This is a genomic window from Sporosarcina sp. FSL K6-3457, from assembly GCF_038007285.1.
Taxonomy (GTDB): domain Bacteria; phylum Bacillota; class Bacilli; order Bacillales_A; family Planococcaceae; genus Sporosarcina.
Window position 1 is genome coordinate 1,911,171 of the sequence record NZ_JBBOWX010000001.1, and the last position, 15,726, is coordinate 1,926,896.

Below are 15,726 nucleotides of genomic sequence, written 5' to 3' on the forward strand. Positions count from 1 at the left end.
AGCTATGGATAAAATAACAGAAATTGCATTTCAAATTATATTAAATGCTGGGAATGGAAAGTCTAGTGCCATGGAAGCCATACAGGCAGCGAAGGAAAAAAACTTCGCTGAAGCCGATCGGCTCATTGAAGAAGCTGGAGAAGAGCTCGGAAAGGCGCATAGCTATCAAACTAAATTATTACAACAAGAAGCTAGCGGTGAAGAAAATCCTATAACCGTAATGCTCATCCATTCACAGGATCATTTAATGACATCAATGACTGTTAGGGATTTAGCAATTGAAATTGTTGAAATCTATCGCAATAAATAGTCGTTTTAAGCTCTAGATGTTGTCATATAGAATGCTAGTTAGCATTAACACTTGGAGCTAGGTATTACAGAAAAGCGTAAGCGTCTTGATAAAATGTGTAGACATTGGGGAAGGATGCAATTTATCCTTCCTTGATTGACGTATCGAGCAACGACTTAGGTAGCATAATGCATAATCTGGACGCCACTACGCAGAGGCTTATTTGATTCAAAATTTATAGTAGTTGATTTTCTTGGAAAGTGGAGGTATTAGAATGTCTATACAATATAAATTTCCAACAGGCTTTTGGTGGGGAAGTGCAACGTCTGCCACACAAATAGAAGGTGCTGCAAATGAAGGCGGAAAGGGTCAAAATATTTGGGATCATTGGTATAAAACAGAGCCAAATCGTTTTTTCGATAATGTAGGTCCTGAATCGACTTCTAACTTTTATCATCTATATAAAGAAGATATCCGCTTGATGAAAGAAATTGGCCATAACTCATATCGAATGTCTATTTCATGGTCACGCTTAATTCCTGGTGGGCGTGGAAAGGTAAATGCCGAAGCGATAACTTTCTATAATAATGTCATTGATGAATTGATTGCCAATGATATTGAGCCATTTGTTACGCTGTATCACTTTGACATGCCACTAGAACTGCAAGAAGAAGGTGGTTGGGAAAATAGAGCAGTAGTAGAGGCGTATACAGAATATGCGAAAGAATGTTTCCACTTGTTTGGTGACCGCGTGAAGAAATGGTTTACGTTTAATGAGCCGATTGTTCCAGTTGAGGGAGGCTATTTGTACGACTTTCACTATCCGAATGTTGTTGATGCAAGGCGTGCAGTCCAAGTAGCTTATAATACAATGATTGCGCATGCTCAAGCTGTAAAAGCTTATCGCACATTTGCAATGGAGGATGGAAAAATTGGTATTGTTTTAAATCTTACTCCATCTTATCCTCGAAGTGAACATCAAGCTGACTTAAAAGCTTCCCAGGCAGCAGATTTATTCTTCAATCGTAGCTTTTTAGATCCCTCAGTCTTAGGTGAATATCCATTAGAACTTATTAATATATTAAGAGAACACAGTCAATTGCCAGTCACTCAAAAAGGGGATAAAGAATTATTAAAAGAGGGGGTTGTCGATCTTCTTGGTGTAAACTATTATCAGCCACGAAGGGTCAAAGCGAAAGAACACTTACCAAATCCGCACGGTCCATTTATGCCTGATTGGTTCTTTGATAACTATGAAATGCCTGGTAGAAAGATGAATAAGCACCGTGGTTGGGAAATATACGAAAAAGGTATTTATGATATTATGATCAACCTTAAGGAAAACTACGGCAATGTTGAGTCGTTTATTGCTGAAAATGGAATGGGTGTTGAGAACGAGGAACGCTTTTTGATAGATGGTGAAGTCCAAGACGATTACCGAATTGAATTTATTAGTGAACATTTAAAATGGTTGCACAGAGCAGTCGAAGAAGGGTGTAATGTACAAGGCTATCATCTCTGGTCATTCATGGATAATTGGTCATGGATGAATGCCTACAAAAATCGCTATGGTTTCTTCTCAGTAGATATTGAAACGAAGAAAAGGACTCCAAAGAAGAGTGCGCATTGGATAAAGGCCGTCTCCGAAAATAATGGTTTCTAATACTGGGGAAAAGGTTCTAGTTTAGGTTATAGTATAGTGATATAGTAAGTTTTTTGGAAAGGTTTTGACTTACTTGTAGGTCAAAGCCTTTTTACTACATTAGTGATTCGGGCTGCTTTCGCTGGAGAAGAGATGTTTAGCATCTAGTTCATATAAATAAGGAGTAAATGGTAAGGAGAGTTGGTCTTATGTTGACCTTAAGAACAAAAACTATTTTCCGTGAACTAATGGCTGTAGAAACACCAATCACTGGGAAATATTTAGCGACTATAAACCAGGTTACATCAAGAACGATAAGAGAAGACATAAAAACGCTTGATTTGTCACTACTTGGTAATGGGGCCTATATTGATTCAGTGATGGGACAAGGCTATAAATTAAGGATTACAGATGAGCAATTATTTCGTAACTATTTAAAACGAATTTCTGGTGATGAATCTACGGCACAAGCAGTTATTCCTAGATTGCCAGATGAGCGAATAGTTCATGTCATCAAGCGATTCCTGTTAAGCGAAAGCTACATTAAGCTCGATGACTTAGCAGATGAAATGTATGTGAGTAAGTCAACCATTCAAAATGATTTAGTGCATGTTAAAAAAAAGTTAGCATTGTATGATATCTGTTTGGAGGCACGGCCTAATTATGGGTTAAAAGTAACTGGCGATGAGCTAAAGTTACGTTTTTGTATGGCTGAATATATATTTGATCGCAAGGAAGGGATAGGTGGGCAATTATTCAAACCCCAATTTACATTGTTATCTCAAGGGGAGCTAGATTCTATTCTGGAAATTATTGTAAGTCAAATAAATATCCATCGCATTACGGTATCCGATATAGCCATCAATAATCTGGTGATTCACATGGCGATTGCATATAAAAGGATAAAAGCAGGTTATCATGTAACACTCTATCAGACAGATCTAGATGAAATACTTGAACAGAAGGAATATCAAGTTGCCCATGAAATTGTTAGGCAAGTGGAAGAGAAGTTTCATGTTGATTTTCCCCAAGAAGAAACAGCTTATATTGCACTACATTTACTTGGTACGAAAATATTATTACAAATGAATACAAACAATAAAATTATTAAACAAGTGGTGGAAGAAGATATTTCTAAAATAGCAACAAAAATATTGGATAAGATAGAGTCTAAATTAAATCTTGGGGTTAGTGCAGATCAAGAACTTATTATTGCATTATCCTTACATTTAAAGCCCGCAGTTAACCGCTATAAATATGGTATGAATGTCAGGAATCCCATGCTTGAAGACATTAAGAAAAATTACCCACTTGCTTTCGAAGCAGGCATTATAGCTGGATCAATTATAAATGAGCATATTGGTATAGAAGTAGATGAGAATGAAATAGGCTATCTTGCGCTTCATATAGGGGCTGCAATTGAACGAAGAAAACTAAAGGTCGGCCCAAAGAGATGTTTGATTGTTTGTGCCTCTGGATTAGGGACTGCACAATTAATTTATTATAAATTGAAAAACCAGTTTGGAGAAGGTTTAGATCTTGTGGGGACTACTGAGTATTACAAGCTGGATCAATATAATTTAATGGACATTGACTTGATTATTAGCTCTATTCCAATTCAAGAACAATTATCGGTGCCTGTTATTGTGGTGAATGCGATTTTAGGTGATACAGATATAAGAAAAATAGAAAAATTTATAGTGAATACAAAACAAAACTTGCATTCTTATTTTCAAGAAGAGCTGATGTTTTTAACTAAAAGCTTTGGATCTCAAGAAGAAACATTGGAATTTTTGCATACTACATTACTGAACAAAGGGTTAGTAGATCAAACATTTCTTGCTGCAATTTACGAGCGGGAAAAAGTGGCGCCGACCTCCTTCGGAAATTTAGTGGCGATTCCCCATCCGATAACACCCAATTCGGATAAAACCTTTCTAGCTGTATGTACATTAACAAAACCTATTATATGGAATGATAAACCTGTGCAATTTATTTGTTTACTAAGTGTCAAAAAAAATAGTCAGGAAGATTTACAAGTGATGTACGATTTATTGGGGAAGATTATTCATGATAGCTCGATTGTAGAAAAGCTGATTAACGTAAAAACGTATGAGGAGTTTATGAAAGTATTAATTAGCAACTGAATTTTAATTTTGGGGTTCTTGTATTATTTAGAGGGAGCCTGGTTTAAACCTCATTCTGAAATTTTTCTACTATTCTATCAAAAGGAAAAGCGTAAAATAGGCGGGTACTATTTTACGCTTTTGTTACGTCCGTTATTTTTAGACCAAATTATTTCACTACACTAAAAGAGAATACGGTCTGTTTGTCATAAGGTACATGTGCTTCTAGCAGTACTGTTGGAAAATCTTCATGATGCAAGGAAGCAGGGGAGGCTTGTGTTTCAAAACAAACCCCATCATAGCGTTTAGATGTACCTTCTGCCAACTCAAGGCCTTCAGTCAAGTTATTCGACGTATACATCACTACGCCAGGCTGATCGGTCTTGATTGTTATAACACGTCCGCTGACCTCATCTTCAACACGAATTGCTTCTGTCTGCTTAGGGTTCAAAATAAAATAATGATCATAGCCATGACCCGCCACAATATTTTGTGTGAATGTGGAATTAATGCCATCAGCAATCAATCGTCCAGTTCGAAAATCAAAAGGTGTATTCGTGACATCGAGCTTGTTGCCTGTTGGAATCAGTTCATTATCTAGTTCAACAAATTCATCACAAGCGATTGTGACATGATGATTGTGTATCGTCCGTGCCACATTCCCTGTTAAATTAAAGTACGAGTGATTAGTCAGTGTCAGGGCAGTTGTTTTATCAGACGTAGCTGCGTAATCGATAATCAGCTCATTGTTGTTCGTCAAGGTATAGGTAACGGTCATCTCCACTGTCCCTGGATAACCGCCTTCACCATCTGCGCTTGTATGTGTCAATACCACTCCTACTGTATCCTTTGTTTGAAAGGGGCTAGCTGCCCAAATGACCTGATGGAATCCACTGGCACCACCATGTAAATGATGGGTTCCTTCATTGGCTTCTACATCAAACACTTGATTTTCAATAGTAAAAGAAGCGCCTTGAATTCTTCCAGCTACACGCCCAATAAGCGCCCCCAAAAAGTTGGGGTTCTGTGCATAGTCGGCATGGTTTTTGAAGCCTAGTACAACGTTTTCGATGTTGTTATGGCGATCTGGAACGTTGATGGTAGTAATGATGCCACCATAGTTTAACAAGCTAACGCTCATATGATGTTGATTGCTAAGGGTATATAATTTCCAACCATTTACGGTATTTTGTGTTTCTATATTCATTTAATTGTCCGCCTTTTGATTGAGATTTTTGATGAATCGTTTGCTGGTATCGTTATCTTTAAAGACACCTGCATCTCCAAGTACTTTCGCAAATTTAGCCCCCAGTTCTTTTTCTAAAAGAGCATCAATTTGTTCAAGATCCGCTAACACCCCATACTTTTCTTTCAACTGGTCTACCCATTGTTGATGGTAAGGGGCAACATTGCTTGGTTGACCTTGTAAACAGGTCTTAATATCCGCTAATTCATCTTTCAGCCGTGCAGGTAGAACCGCGAGTCCCATCACCTCTATTAGCCCAATATTTTCTTTTTTAATATGATGAACATCGGCATGTGGATGGAAAATACCGAGTGGATGCTCATCAGTTGTCCGATTATTACGTAACACAAGATCAAGTTCAAATTTGCTGCCGCGCATACGGGCAATTGGTGTGATGGTATTATGTGGCGTATCTCCACTGAAAGCATGAATGTTTGCCTGCTCATCATTATAATTTTTCCACGTCGAGAGAACATGATCTGCTGCTTCGATCAATGACTTAGTGTCATCGCCTTGCAGGCGAATGGTCGTTAATGGCCATTCTAAAATAGCCGCTGATACATCTGCAAAATGGTCAAGTTCAAATGACAACGCAGTTGCTGCATTCGTCATAGGAAACTCATATCTACCAGCTTGATAGTGATCGTGACTTAAAATGGATCCACCAACAATCGGTAAGTCAGCATTTGAACCGATAAAATAATGTGGGAATTGTCTGATGAAATCAAGCAAACGCTCAAAAGTCGCTTTCCCAATGTTCATATCACGATGCTCTTCAGCGAGCAAAATACTATGCTCATTATAATAAACATACGGTGAATATTGAAAATACCAGTTTTCATTACCAAGTGATACTTGTACTACGCGATGATTGGCACGTGCGGGATAACCTGTCCGGCCGGCGTAGCCCTCGTTTTCAACGCATAAAAGACATTTTGGATAATGAACGGCATGCTTCAATTGACTTTCACGCTTAATTTGTTCAGGGTCTTTCTCAGGCTTTGATAGATTAATCGTAATATCCATTTCACCATAAATAGTTTCGGCTTTAAATTGAATATTTTTTTGGATGCGATTCATCTGAATATAATTGCTGTTTTTACTTAATTCATAAAAATAATCAGTTGCTCGTTGTGGAGATTGACGATACTTCTCTTGAAAAATGGCATTAATAGCGGAAGGTCTTGCCATAAAACAGTTCATGATGTTTGCGGACAGAATTTCCTTGTCATCAAAAACATTGTCGATGACGTTTTGTTCGACAGTATATGCAACGATTTGTTCAAGTAAATTAGGAATGGTGTCATCTATCGGCTCTTCAATCATTGCCGGCATTGCTTCGAGGTGAAGCAATGCTAGCACTTGGTTGGTGACGTATATTTGGTCAGCGGGTTCAATCAACTCGCACTGTAATGCCTGATGAATAAGTCCTGTAATCTGTTGGAAAATCATTCACTAGTCACGTCCTTTTGATAGCCATTTGGGTGATGGACATGCCAGTTCCAAGCATCTTGAATAATGTTGTCAATCGAAGTGCGTGTCGGCTTCCAGCCTAATAGGGAAGCGGCTTTCGCAGAACTTGCGATTAGAGTACTTGGATCACCTGCACGACGCTCACCGGATTTTGCTGGGATTTCTTTACCTGTCACTGCCCGGGCTGTATCAATCATTTCTTTAACAGAAAAGCCTTGATTGCTCCCGAGATTGAACACATCACTTTTTCCATCATTATTTAAGTACTGAAGGGCTAACAGATGCGCCCCAATCAAATCTTCTACATGTACATAATCACGAATACAGCTACCATCCGGTGTATCGTAATCTTCTCCGAATACAGTAATATGCGTGCGTTGGCCGAGAGCTGCTTGTAGAATGATAGGCACCAGATGTGTCTCGGGATAATGATCTTCCCCGATTTCCCCAGATTCGCGTGCGCCTGCTACATTGAAATAACGTAGGGCGACATATCGAATGTCATGGGCCTGCTCGCACCATTTCATCATTTTTTCCATCGTCAGCTTCGTTTCGCCGTACGTACTTGTCGGGTTCGTAGCCATATTTTCTGTGATTGGAACTACTTCAGGCTCGCCGTAAGTCGCTGCTGTAGATGAAAAGACGATTTTCTTCACATTAAATTCAGTCATCACTTGCAGTAAAACCTGTGTCCCATAGACATTATTATCAAAGTACTCAAGTGGTTTTTCCATTGATTCACCGACAAGTGAATTAGCTGCAAAGTGGACGACGGAGTCAATGGATTCCTTCGCAAAAACGCTGCGCATAAAGGCAATATCACGAATGTCACCTTCGTAAAAGGTTGCATCAGGGTGAACAGCCTCTCTATGTCCCGTTTGAAGATTATCAATGACGACAACATCCGATTGTTGATCGATTAACTGATAGACTGCATGTGATCCAATATAACCCGCTCCGCCTAAAACTAGTACACTCATTTAAAGCACCCCTTCAGTAAGTTCTCTTGCCCCGTCGCCAATTGATGCTGAATAAAATGTTGCTTCGTAGCCTATTATTTGCTGATAGATCGTATTGACGTTGTGCTTAAAGTGTTCGACTTGATCCTTTTCAACAATGGCAATTGCACAACCGCCAAAGCCAGCTCCTGTCATGCGAGCACCGATGACACCGGGTTGCTGCCATGCGGTATGAACGATTGTATCCAGTTCAACACCCGTCACTTCATAATCCTGTTGAAGCGAGTGATGTGATTCATTCATCAATTGGCCAAAAGCTTCTACATGCCCTTGTTGCAATTGCTGAAGAGCCTCTAGTGTCCGTCTGTTTTCATAGACCGCATGCTTGGCACGTTGTCGGTTTGTATCATCCTGAATTAAATGTTTGTATTGTTCGAATTGTTCTTTCGTCAAATCACCTAGACTCATGATAGAAAGTTCTTGTTGTAAGTCTGCCAATGCCTGCTCACATTGTGCGCGACGCTCATTATATTTTGAGCCAGCCAAGGTACGTTGCTTGTTTGTGTTAATAATCATAATCATATAGTCATCCAATTGGATAGGCGCATACTGATAATCTAGCGTTTGACAGTTTAAGAGAATAGCATGATCTTTTTTCCCTTTGCCAATTGCGAATTGATCCATAATGCCGCTATTGACACCGATATAGTTATTTTCTACTTGCTGTCCAAGCTGAATCATCTGAAGACGTTTGATATTCAAATCAAATAGTCCCTCTAGCAAAGCACCAGTGACCATTTCAATAGAAGCTGAAGAGGAAAGTCCAGCACCATTGGGGATGTTTCCATAGAATAGGATATCCATGCCTGATGAAATCGTGTAGCCACTTTCACTCATATATTTGATCATCCCTTTAGGGAAGTTCGCCCAATCATGTGCCTCATTATAAGATAAATCGGCTAGGTCACATTCAATGATTCCTGTATGAGCAAAGTTTAGCGAGTAAAAACGTAACTGCTGATCATCCCGTTTGCGGGCAAGTGCGTAGGTCCCAAATGAGATAGAGGCAGGAAAGACATGGCCGCCATTATAATCTGTATGTTCCCCAATCAAATTGATGCGACCGGGTGCAAAAAATGTACGTGGAACTGTGGGACTGTTGAAGATAAAATGAAATTCATGTAGTAAGTCTGACTTTTTCAAAGCTAATTACCTCCTATGTAATTGGTGTTTAGATACTCAAATAACTTAGTTAATTAAATTTATTAACTTAAGTATACGCTAGTTGAAGTGAATATTCAATACCTTTTAGATAGGACACGCCTGTTGATTTACCAAAAAGTAACTGAATCAAATACTACTAGGCACTCTGTGTCATAGTAGCTTTGGTTTCGCTTTAGATTGAACGACTTCTATACGATTACCGGGCTGTTTTTATGTAAAGGGATGCGACTTCGCCGCATCCCTTTACATTTTTCCGGTAATCTTATAGTGGTCGTTCATCCATCGCTCTCCAAAAACACTTATACATAAAGTGCTACTGCTTTTAGGGAAGAAAGAATAGCTGGCTTTTTACTTGGATAAAAGCCGCCAAAGATACAATTTTGGTGGCTGAAGCTTTTACCATGGTCCTTCCCAGTGTTATTTTAAGAAGTGTTACCTACTTCTACGGTAATCATGTCGTGAATAGTTAGCCGAAAATGAACCGGAAATGCACCAGTGAAAAAGGAGGTTTTCAAGCCTTTACTTACCTGTGATTTATGCAAGTAAATGGTTAATCAACAGACGTGTAGATAGGACATATCTATTTTGTCAGTCTAGTTAATTTACATGAATAGTTAGTCTTCCGAGAATATTGGATGAATTCATAGGATTATAGGATATAAATAAAAAGAAAAAGCGTTAAAATCTATTTAAGCGCTTACATTAAGGAGGAGAAGTTTAGTGAAGAAAGTTGGATTAATAATATTGGGAGTATTTATGGTGTTAAGTTTAGTAGCCTGTAGCAATAGTGGAGATTCCTCTTCAGATGGTGTAATTGAACTGACACTGTGGAATGATTGGACTGAAGATCGTCCGGAAAATACAGTTTATAAAGAAATTATTGCTTCATTTAATGAAGAGCATGAGGACATTCGGATTAAAGTAGAGAGTATACCACACGATCAATATGAAACAAAACTAAGAACTCAAGCTGCCGGAAAGCAACTTCCAGATATGATGAGAGTTTGGCCGGGGGCTCGAACTGCTCCACTTGCAGAAGGCGGTGCATTACTGCCACTTAATTCGATTATTGATCATTGGGAAGGGCTAATTCCAGATGCTATATTACAGGATTATGCATTAGATGGAAATTACTACGCAATACCTTCTAATATTAGTGAAACAAGTTTAATCTTTTATTATAAGGATTTGTTACAAGAGGTTGGATTTGATGAATTCCCATCCACTTATGTAGAGTTGAAAAGACTGATACAAGCATTAAATGACAAAGATATTACTCCAATCGCACTCGGTAACAAATCAATTTGGCCATTGCAATCCGTATATATATCTACTATTGCTGATCGGTATACTGGAAGCAACTTTTTGAAAGAAGCTTTAAATGGAACTGGATCTTTTGAAAATGAACAATTCATTAAGGCACTTTCTGTGATAGATGAATTAACTAAATTAAACGGATTCAATGAAGACATGAATACGATTGATGAAGCACAATCAAGAAGTGAGTTTATCAAGGGAGAAACGGCAATGCACTTTGCTGGCTCATGGGCACTTGGTCCAATTATTGGGAGTGTAGAAAACTTAGATAATATAGGTGTCGCTCCGTTTCCTACATTCGAAGGTGGCGAGGGGGATCCTTCAAAAATTTCGGGTGTTGCAGGCGGTGGAATTGCCGTTAATAGTAATTTAAGCGATGAAGAGCAAGAAGCAGCTTTCACATTTTTAAAATACTATTATAGCGACAATCTGTTTGAGCAACTTGTACAAGCAAATATTATAGTTCCAGCAGATGTTAAAATGGATGATAGTATACCTCAAGTTTTCCGCGATGCAAATAGCTATGCGCAAGGTGGTTTGTCACCAGTGTATGATGCAACCTTGACACCAGAGTTAACAGACATGATTAATAACGGACTCCAATCAATTACATTAGGTGAAAAAACACCAGAGGAATTAGCTAAAGAAATGCAAAAAGAATTAGAAAAAAATAAGTAATAGTAAATGAAAAATTGCGCAGGTTGCCATTTTTGGTGACCTGTGAATTATAGGAGGCGAGACCTTGCACTTAACTAAGAAAAGTAAGGTAGCCATAATTATTGGAATACTACCAGCCTTGTTTCTTTATATTTTGTTTGCAATAGTACCGATTATTCAGTCCTTCTATTACTCTCTAATGGAGTGGAATGGTATCTCTGATATGACTTTTATAGGGTTTGATAATTTTAAAAAGTTATTTCAAGAACCCTTATTTTGGAGTTCAGTTAAGAATAACATTTACGTAGTTATCGCATCTGTTTTGGGCCAAATTCCAATTGCGTTATTCATTGCCCTTCTATTAAATAGAAAACTAAAAGGTGTTAGGATTTTTAGAACAATTGGCTTTTTACCGGTTGTTTTGTCTACAGTTGTTATTTCTTTAACTTGGAGTCTTATTTATAACTCTAAAAATGGGATGCTTAATGAATTATTACGAACTGTTGGGTTGGATGGATTGACTCAAAATTGGTTAGGCGATACGAAATGGACTATGGTTGCAGTTCTAATAACAATCATTTGGCAATTTATTGGGCTTTACTTAATTATATTCCTGGCGGCCTTACAAAACGTTCCAGAGGAAGTATTAGAAGCAGCAAAAATGGATGGTGCCTCAGAATGGGTAACTACATTTAAAATTACAATACCAATGATTTGGAGTACGATTATCGTTGCAGTGATTTTATGTATATCGGGTAGTTTGAAAACATTCGATCTTATTTATGTAATGACGAATGGTGGTCCGGCACATTCTACAGAAGTTATGGCGTTATATATGTTTAATGAGACATTTAGCAAACTAAATTACGGATATGGTAGTGCTGTTTCGGTATTTATATTTTTCTTCAGTCTTATTTTAATATTTATCACTACAAAATTATTAAAAGGTAAAATGATATAAGGGGAGGAGTTATCATGGAAGCGATTGTAAAGTCCGAAAAAGATACAAGGAAAAAGAAATCGACCAATAAGAAAAAATGGACAAAAAACACCATTATTTACTTAATACTAGGTATATTTTCTTTAGTGAATGTTTACCCCATAGTTTGGATGGTCATTAATTCATTCAAATCAGAAAGCGAGTTCATTGTAAATCAATTTGGCTTTCCCAAGGTATTTGTTTTGGAAAATTTCATTAATGCATGGGAAATTGCTAATTTGGGTGTTTTATTTAAAAATAGTATTTTTATTTGCGTTATCGCGACAGGTATAACTGTTTTTCTAGGAGCATTGGCTTCCTATTTTTTGTCTAGATTTACCTTCAAAATGAATAAACTTATTTATACCTTTTTTATTTTTGGATTATTAATACCTATACATGCAACATTAGTGCCGATGTTTATATTAATGAGAAACCTTGGTTTACTTGATACTCCGGTAACATTGATATTTCCATATATCGCGTTTCATTTACCGATTACGATATTTATTTTAACAAGCTTTATGAAGGCGTTTCCAAAGGATATAGAGGAATCAGCAATTATGGATGGTTGTGGAATATTTCGTGTATTCTGGTCAATCATACTTCCTATGTCCCGCCCAGCTCTAGCAACTGTTGTTATACTTAATTTCATTTATAATTGGAATGAGTTTTCATTTGCTTTAGTATTGATTAATGATCCGGGATTACAAACCTTACCATTAGGACTTGCTAATTTTGCGGGCCAATTTACAACCAATTATGGAGCGCAAATGGCAGGATTGACGATGTCGTTAATTCCAATAGTTGTTTTTTACCTGCTCTTAGAAAAAGAAATTGTACAGGGTATGACAGCAGGTGCTGTGAAAGGGTAAACTGAAAGGAGCAAACGGTAAAGGTTGATGTATAATGTTGCGAAATTGGGGTTTGAAGAAGAAGTTTATAGTGCTTTTTTTAGTTTTAATAACACTGCCGACCGCTCTATTTAGCTTATTTATTTATCATCAAACAACAATAGCTTTAAAAAAACAAGCGATAGAAGATATCGTGGAAAGACTTGATAAGAATGAGCAACATATTTCATCAATCATAACAGGAGTTGAAAGCATGACTTCCTATATGATTTATAATGAAAGCTTTCGGACCTTTTTTAGGACACCACAAAACGAGATGTCCGAGATTGATTATAAAAATGCAATCAATGCAATAAAGGGGTATTTCACTTTTCAACTTATGTCATATAACTATATTTCTTCCGTTTCGTTAATGGCGAAAGATGGAAATACAATGACGATAGGTGAGCCGATTACAGAAAAAGGACAGATTTTGAATGAGGCTGCTATCGAAGGGGAAGGTATTCCAGTATGGAGCGATTCTTACGAGGTTATTAGTAACTGGAGTGGTCGAAAACATGTTATTAGTTTGACTAGAGTTATTAATGATCTTCATCACATTAATGACCCTATTGGAGGTGTAAGAATCCGTATTGACCAATCAATCCTATTTAATGATATTAAAGCAAAACAACCCTTACAACAAGGAAACTATTTTGTTCTATCAACAAAAGGCGATGTTGTTCTTCATTATGATCAATCACTTATTGGCAAGCAATATCCAAATGAAGAGCTGAAGGATTGGGTTATTAATGGCGAGGAGTCGGCTTATAGTTATAAAAAAGATAATAATAGCTTTCTCGGTGTTAAAAAGAAGCTAGAAGGTACAAATTGGCTATCCGTAGCAGTTGTAGATGAAGGAGAACTTGTAAAGGAACTTTATGCTGTTCGGGCTTCTATAAAAAATATGATAATCTTACTGTTTGTATTAGGAGTAATTGCTTTTATTGGTTTTTATCGATCTTATATTCAGCGAATAACAGAATTGACGAGGCAAACAATGCAAGTGGAAAAGGGGAACTTTTTAGCTAATGTTGATGTGAAAGCTAAAGATGAAATTGGTATATTGGGAATGCAATTTAATAAGATGGTAAAAACGATCCAAAAATCTATTGATATAGAATATAAACTGAAAATCAAACAAAAAGAATCTGAATTAAAAGCACTTCAAAGTCAAATAGATCCACACTTTCTTTATAATACTTTAGATATGATTCGGTGGACAGCACGCTTGGAAAATGCAATGGACACTGGAAGTTTAATCGAAGGGTTGTCCAAGGTTTTCCGAATGAATCTAAATAACGGAGAAATGTGGATTCCATTGGAAAAGGAGATTGAATATATACAAGCTTATCTCGAGTTGCAAAAAAATCGTCTAGGGGACCGTTTAGCTTTTAGTATATTCATAGATAATCAAATAAAAGAAAAGTTTATTATGAAACAAATACTTCAACCATTAGTAGAAAACAGTATTAAACATGGTTTTAATAATTATTTTAAACAAGGAGTTATAAAAATTCGATGTTATCAAGTAGATAACCAATTATGGATTGATGTAATTGACAATGGTTGGGGATTCCAACCAGCATCCGAGGAATCTACTGGGTATGCTTTAAAAAATCTAAGAGACCGCTTAAATATTGCCTTCGGGGAAGAATATAGATTGACCTTATTAGAAAGCCAAGAAGGGGCAGCGCTTCGGCTAATCCATCCACTTCTTAATGGAGACAATTTAAAAGTAACTCATAAAAAGGATTAGGTGAATAACCCATGACTTTCAAGATGCTAATTGTTGATGATGAGCCCATTATATGTCGAGGTTTAAAAGATACGATTCCATGGGAAAAATATAATATAGAAGTTATTGATACTGCACATGACGGTCAAGACGCAATTCGTAAGGTTCAAGAAAATGAAAATGTTGATTTGATTATAACAGATGTCAGGATGCCAAATATGGATGGCCTGCAGTTGACTTCTTTTATTCACCAACATTACCCTAACATCCGAATGATAATGGTTAGTGGTTATGAAGAATTTTCCTATGCCCAAAAAGCGATTCAACTTGGTGTGAAGGACTACTTATTAAAACCAGTTAATATAGAAGAACTAGTGAGTAGAGTCGTTAAATTAACACACGAAATAGGAAATGAACAGAAGTTAAACCGTATGATTAGTGATTTGCATTTAAAAGATGATGTTAATATTCCCCATTCCGCTGTAGAAAGGAAAAGTCGTAGCGTACAAGTGTATCCCTATAAGTTGGAAGAAAGTTTGATTGATACGATTTTTCAACTTGAGCCCATTAATTTAGAGTATAGAACCGAAGAATTATTCGACTACTTTGAAAAAGAAGAATTTATTTTAGACGAGGTTGTACGGGTAAGTAGTGAAATTTTGAACAGAATCATGAATCACCCTAAATTGATTCAGAGCAACATATTAAATGGGCTAGATATCAATTATAAGCAAGTGATTGACATGGATTTGAAAAATTCCTATCAAATGCTTAAGGAACTGTTCGATGAGGATTTGGCCACAATTGCCGGTAAGTTGAATTTTAAAAATATTGATAAAACTGACTGGCTAATTGGAAAAGCCGAAGAATATATAAAAGAGTACTATAAATCCAATATTAGAGCACATGAAGTAGCGGATATTATTAATATTTCGCCGAATTACTTCAGTTCCTTATTCAATCAACAGACAGGTAAAAGTTTCAATGAATATATAAATGATTTAAGAATAGAGGAAGCAAAAACATTGCTTATTGAAACACCATTTAAAGTGCATGAGATAGCGGAACTTGTTGGTTTCAAGGAGTATAAATACTTTGTTAAAGTATTTAAAGAATTTTCAAATCTGACACCGATGAAATATCGAAAGCTAATGACGACAAAATAAGAAACTGTGGAATAAAA

General features: G+C 36.9%; 12 protein-coding genes. 8 read left to right on the plus strand and 4 right to left on the minus strand.

Going from position 1 to position 15,726, the window contains the following annotated elements:
- Positions 1 to 4: 4 nt before the first annotated feature.
- The 3 genes from N1I80_RS09180 to N1I80_RS09190 all read left to right on the plus strand — a co-directional run bounded on the left by N1I80_RS09180 (position 5) and on the right by N1I80_RS09190 (position 4,078).
- Positions 5 to 310 carry a PTS lactose/cellobiose transporter subunit IIA gene (locus N1I80_RS09180; RefSeq protein WP_340737577.1) on the plus strand — a complete coding sequence of 102 codons (306 nt, stop codon included), beginning with the start codon at positions 5 to 7 and terminating at the stop codon, positions 308 to 310.
- Between the two features lie 253 nt (positions 311 to 563).
- A complete protein-coding gene (locus N1I80_RS09185; RefSeq protein ID WP_340737578.1) occupies positions 564 to 1,952 on the plus strand; it encodes a glycoside hydrolase family 1 protein in 1,389 nt (462 codons plus the stop codon).
- 188 nt (positions 1,953 to 2,140) lie between these two features.
- On the plus strand, positions 2,141 to 4,078 hold the full coding sequence (locus tag N1I80_RS09190) for a BglG family transcription antiterminator (RefSeq protein ID WP_340737579.1): 1,938 nt from the start codon (positions 2,141 to 2,143) through the stop codon (positions 4,076 to 4,078).
- A gap of 148 nt (positions 4,079 to 4,226) precedes the next feature.
- Here N1I80_RS09190 and N1I80_RS09195 read toward each other — a convergent pair whose 3' ends face one another.
- The 4 genes from N1I80_RS09195 to N1I80_RS09210 are packed head-to-tail and all read right to left on the minus strand — an operon-like array spanning position 4,227 to position 8,938.
- Entirely contained in the window at positions 4,227 to 5,264 is a 1,038-nt protein-coding gene (locus tag N1I80_RS09195; protein ID WP_340737580.1) for an aldose epimerase family protein, read from the minus strand.
- Positions 5,265 to 6,755, minus strand: coding sequence for a UDP-glucose--hexose-1-phosphate uridylyltransferase (gene galT / locus N1I80_RS09200; protein WP_340737581.1), 1,491 nt, complete (start codon positions 6,753 to 6,755; stop codon positions 5,265 to 5,267).
- Positions 6,752 to 7,756 carry a UDP-glucose 4-epimerase GalE gene (gene galE, locus N1I80_RS09205; RefSeq protein WP_340737582.1) on the minus strand — a complete coding sequence of 335 codons (1,005 nt, stop codon included), beginning with the start codon at positions 7,754 to 7,756 and terminating at the stop codon, positions 6,752 to 6,754. Before galE ends, galT begins: the two co-directional genes overlap by 4 nt.
- Positions 7,757 to 8,938: a galactokinase gene (locus tag N1I80_RS09210; RefSeq protein WP_340737583.1), complete on the minus strand. Its 1,182-nt coding sequence runs from the start codon at positions 8,936 to 8,938 to the stop codon at positions 7,757 to 7,759. It abuts the gene before it with no gap.
- Between the two features lie 741 nt (positions 8,939 to 9,679).
- Here N1I80_RS09210 and N1I80_RS09215 point away from each other — a divergent pair.
- The 5 genes from N1I80_RS09215 (at position 9,680) to N1I80_RS09235 (ending at position 15,709) form a co-directional block, all read left to right on the plus strand.
- Complete coding sequence (locus tag N1I80_RS09215) at positions 9,680 to 10,954, plus strand: extracellular solute-binding protein (RefSeq protein ID WP_340737584.1); 1,275 nt, start codon at positions 9,680 to 9,682, stop codon at positions 10,952 to 10,954.
- Positions 10,955 to 11,018: 64 nt separating this feature from the next.
- Positions 11,019 to 11,894 (plus strand): carbohydrate ABC transporter permease, encoded by an 876-nt coding sequence (locus tag N1I80_RS09220; protein ID WP_340737585.1) that lies wholly within the window; start codon positions 11,019 to 11,021, stop codon positions 11,892 to 11,894.
- A 14-nt stretch (positions 11,895 to 11,908) separates the two neighbouring features.
- Positions 11,909 to 12,787 (plus strand): carbohydrate ABC transporter permease, encoded by an 879-nt coding sequence (locus N1I80_RS09225; RefSeq protein WP_340737586.1) that lies wholly within the window; start codon positions 11,909 to 11,911, stop codon positions 12,785 to 12,787.
- A 34-nt stretch (positions 12,788 to 12,821) separates the two neighbouring features.
- Positions 12,822 to 14,564, plus strand: a complete 1,743-nt coding sequence (locus tag N1I80_RS09230; protein WP_340737587.1) for a cache domain-containing sensor histidine kinase — start codon at positions 12,822 to 12,824, stop codon at positions 14,562 to 14,564.
- A gap of 11 nt (positions 14,565 to 14,575) precedes the next feature.
- Positions 14,576 to 15,709 (plus strand): response regulator transcription factor, encoded by a 1,134-nt coding sequence (locus tag N1I80_RS09235; protein WP_340737588.1) that lies wholly within the window; start codon positions 14,576 to 14,578, stop codon positions 15,707 to 15,709.
- Positions 15,710 to 15,726 lie beyond the last annotated feature (17 nt).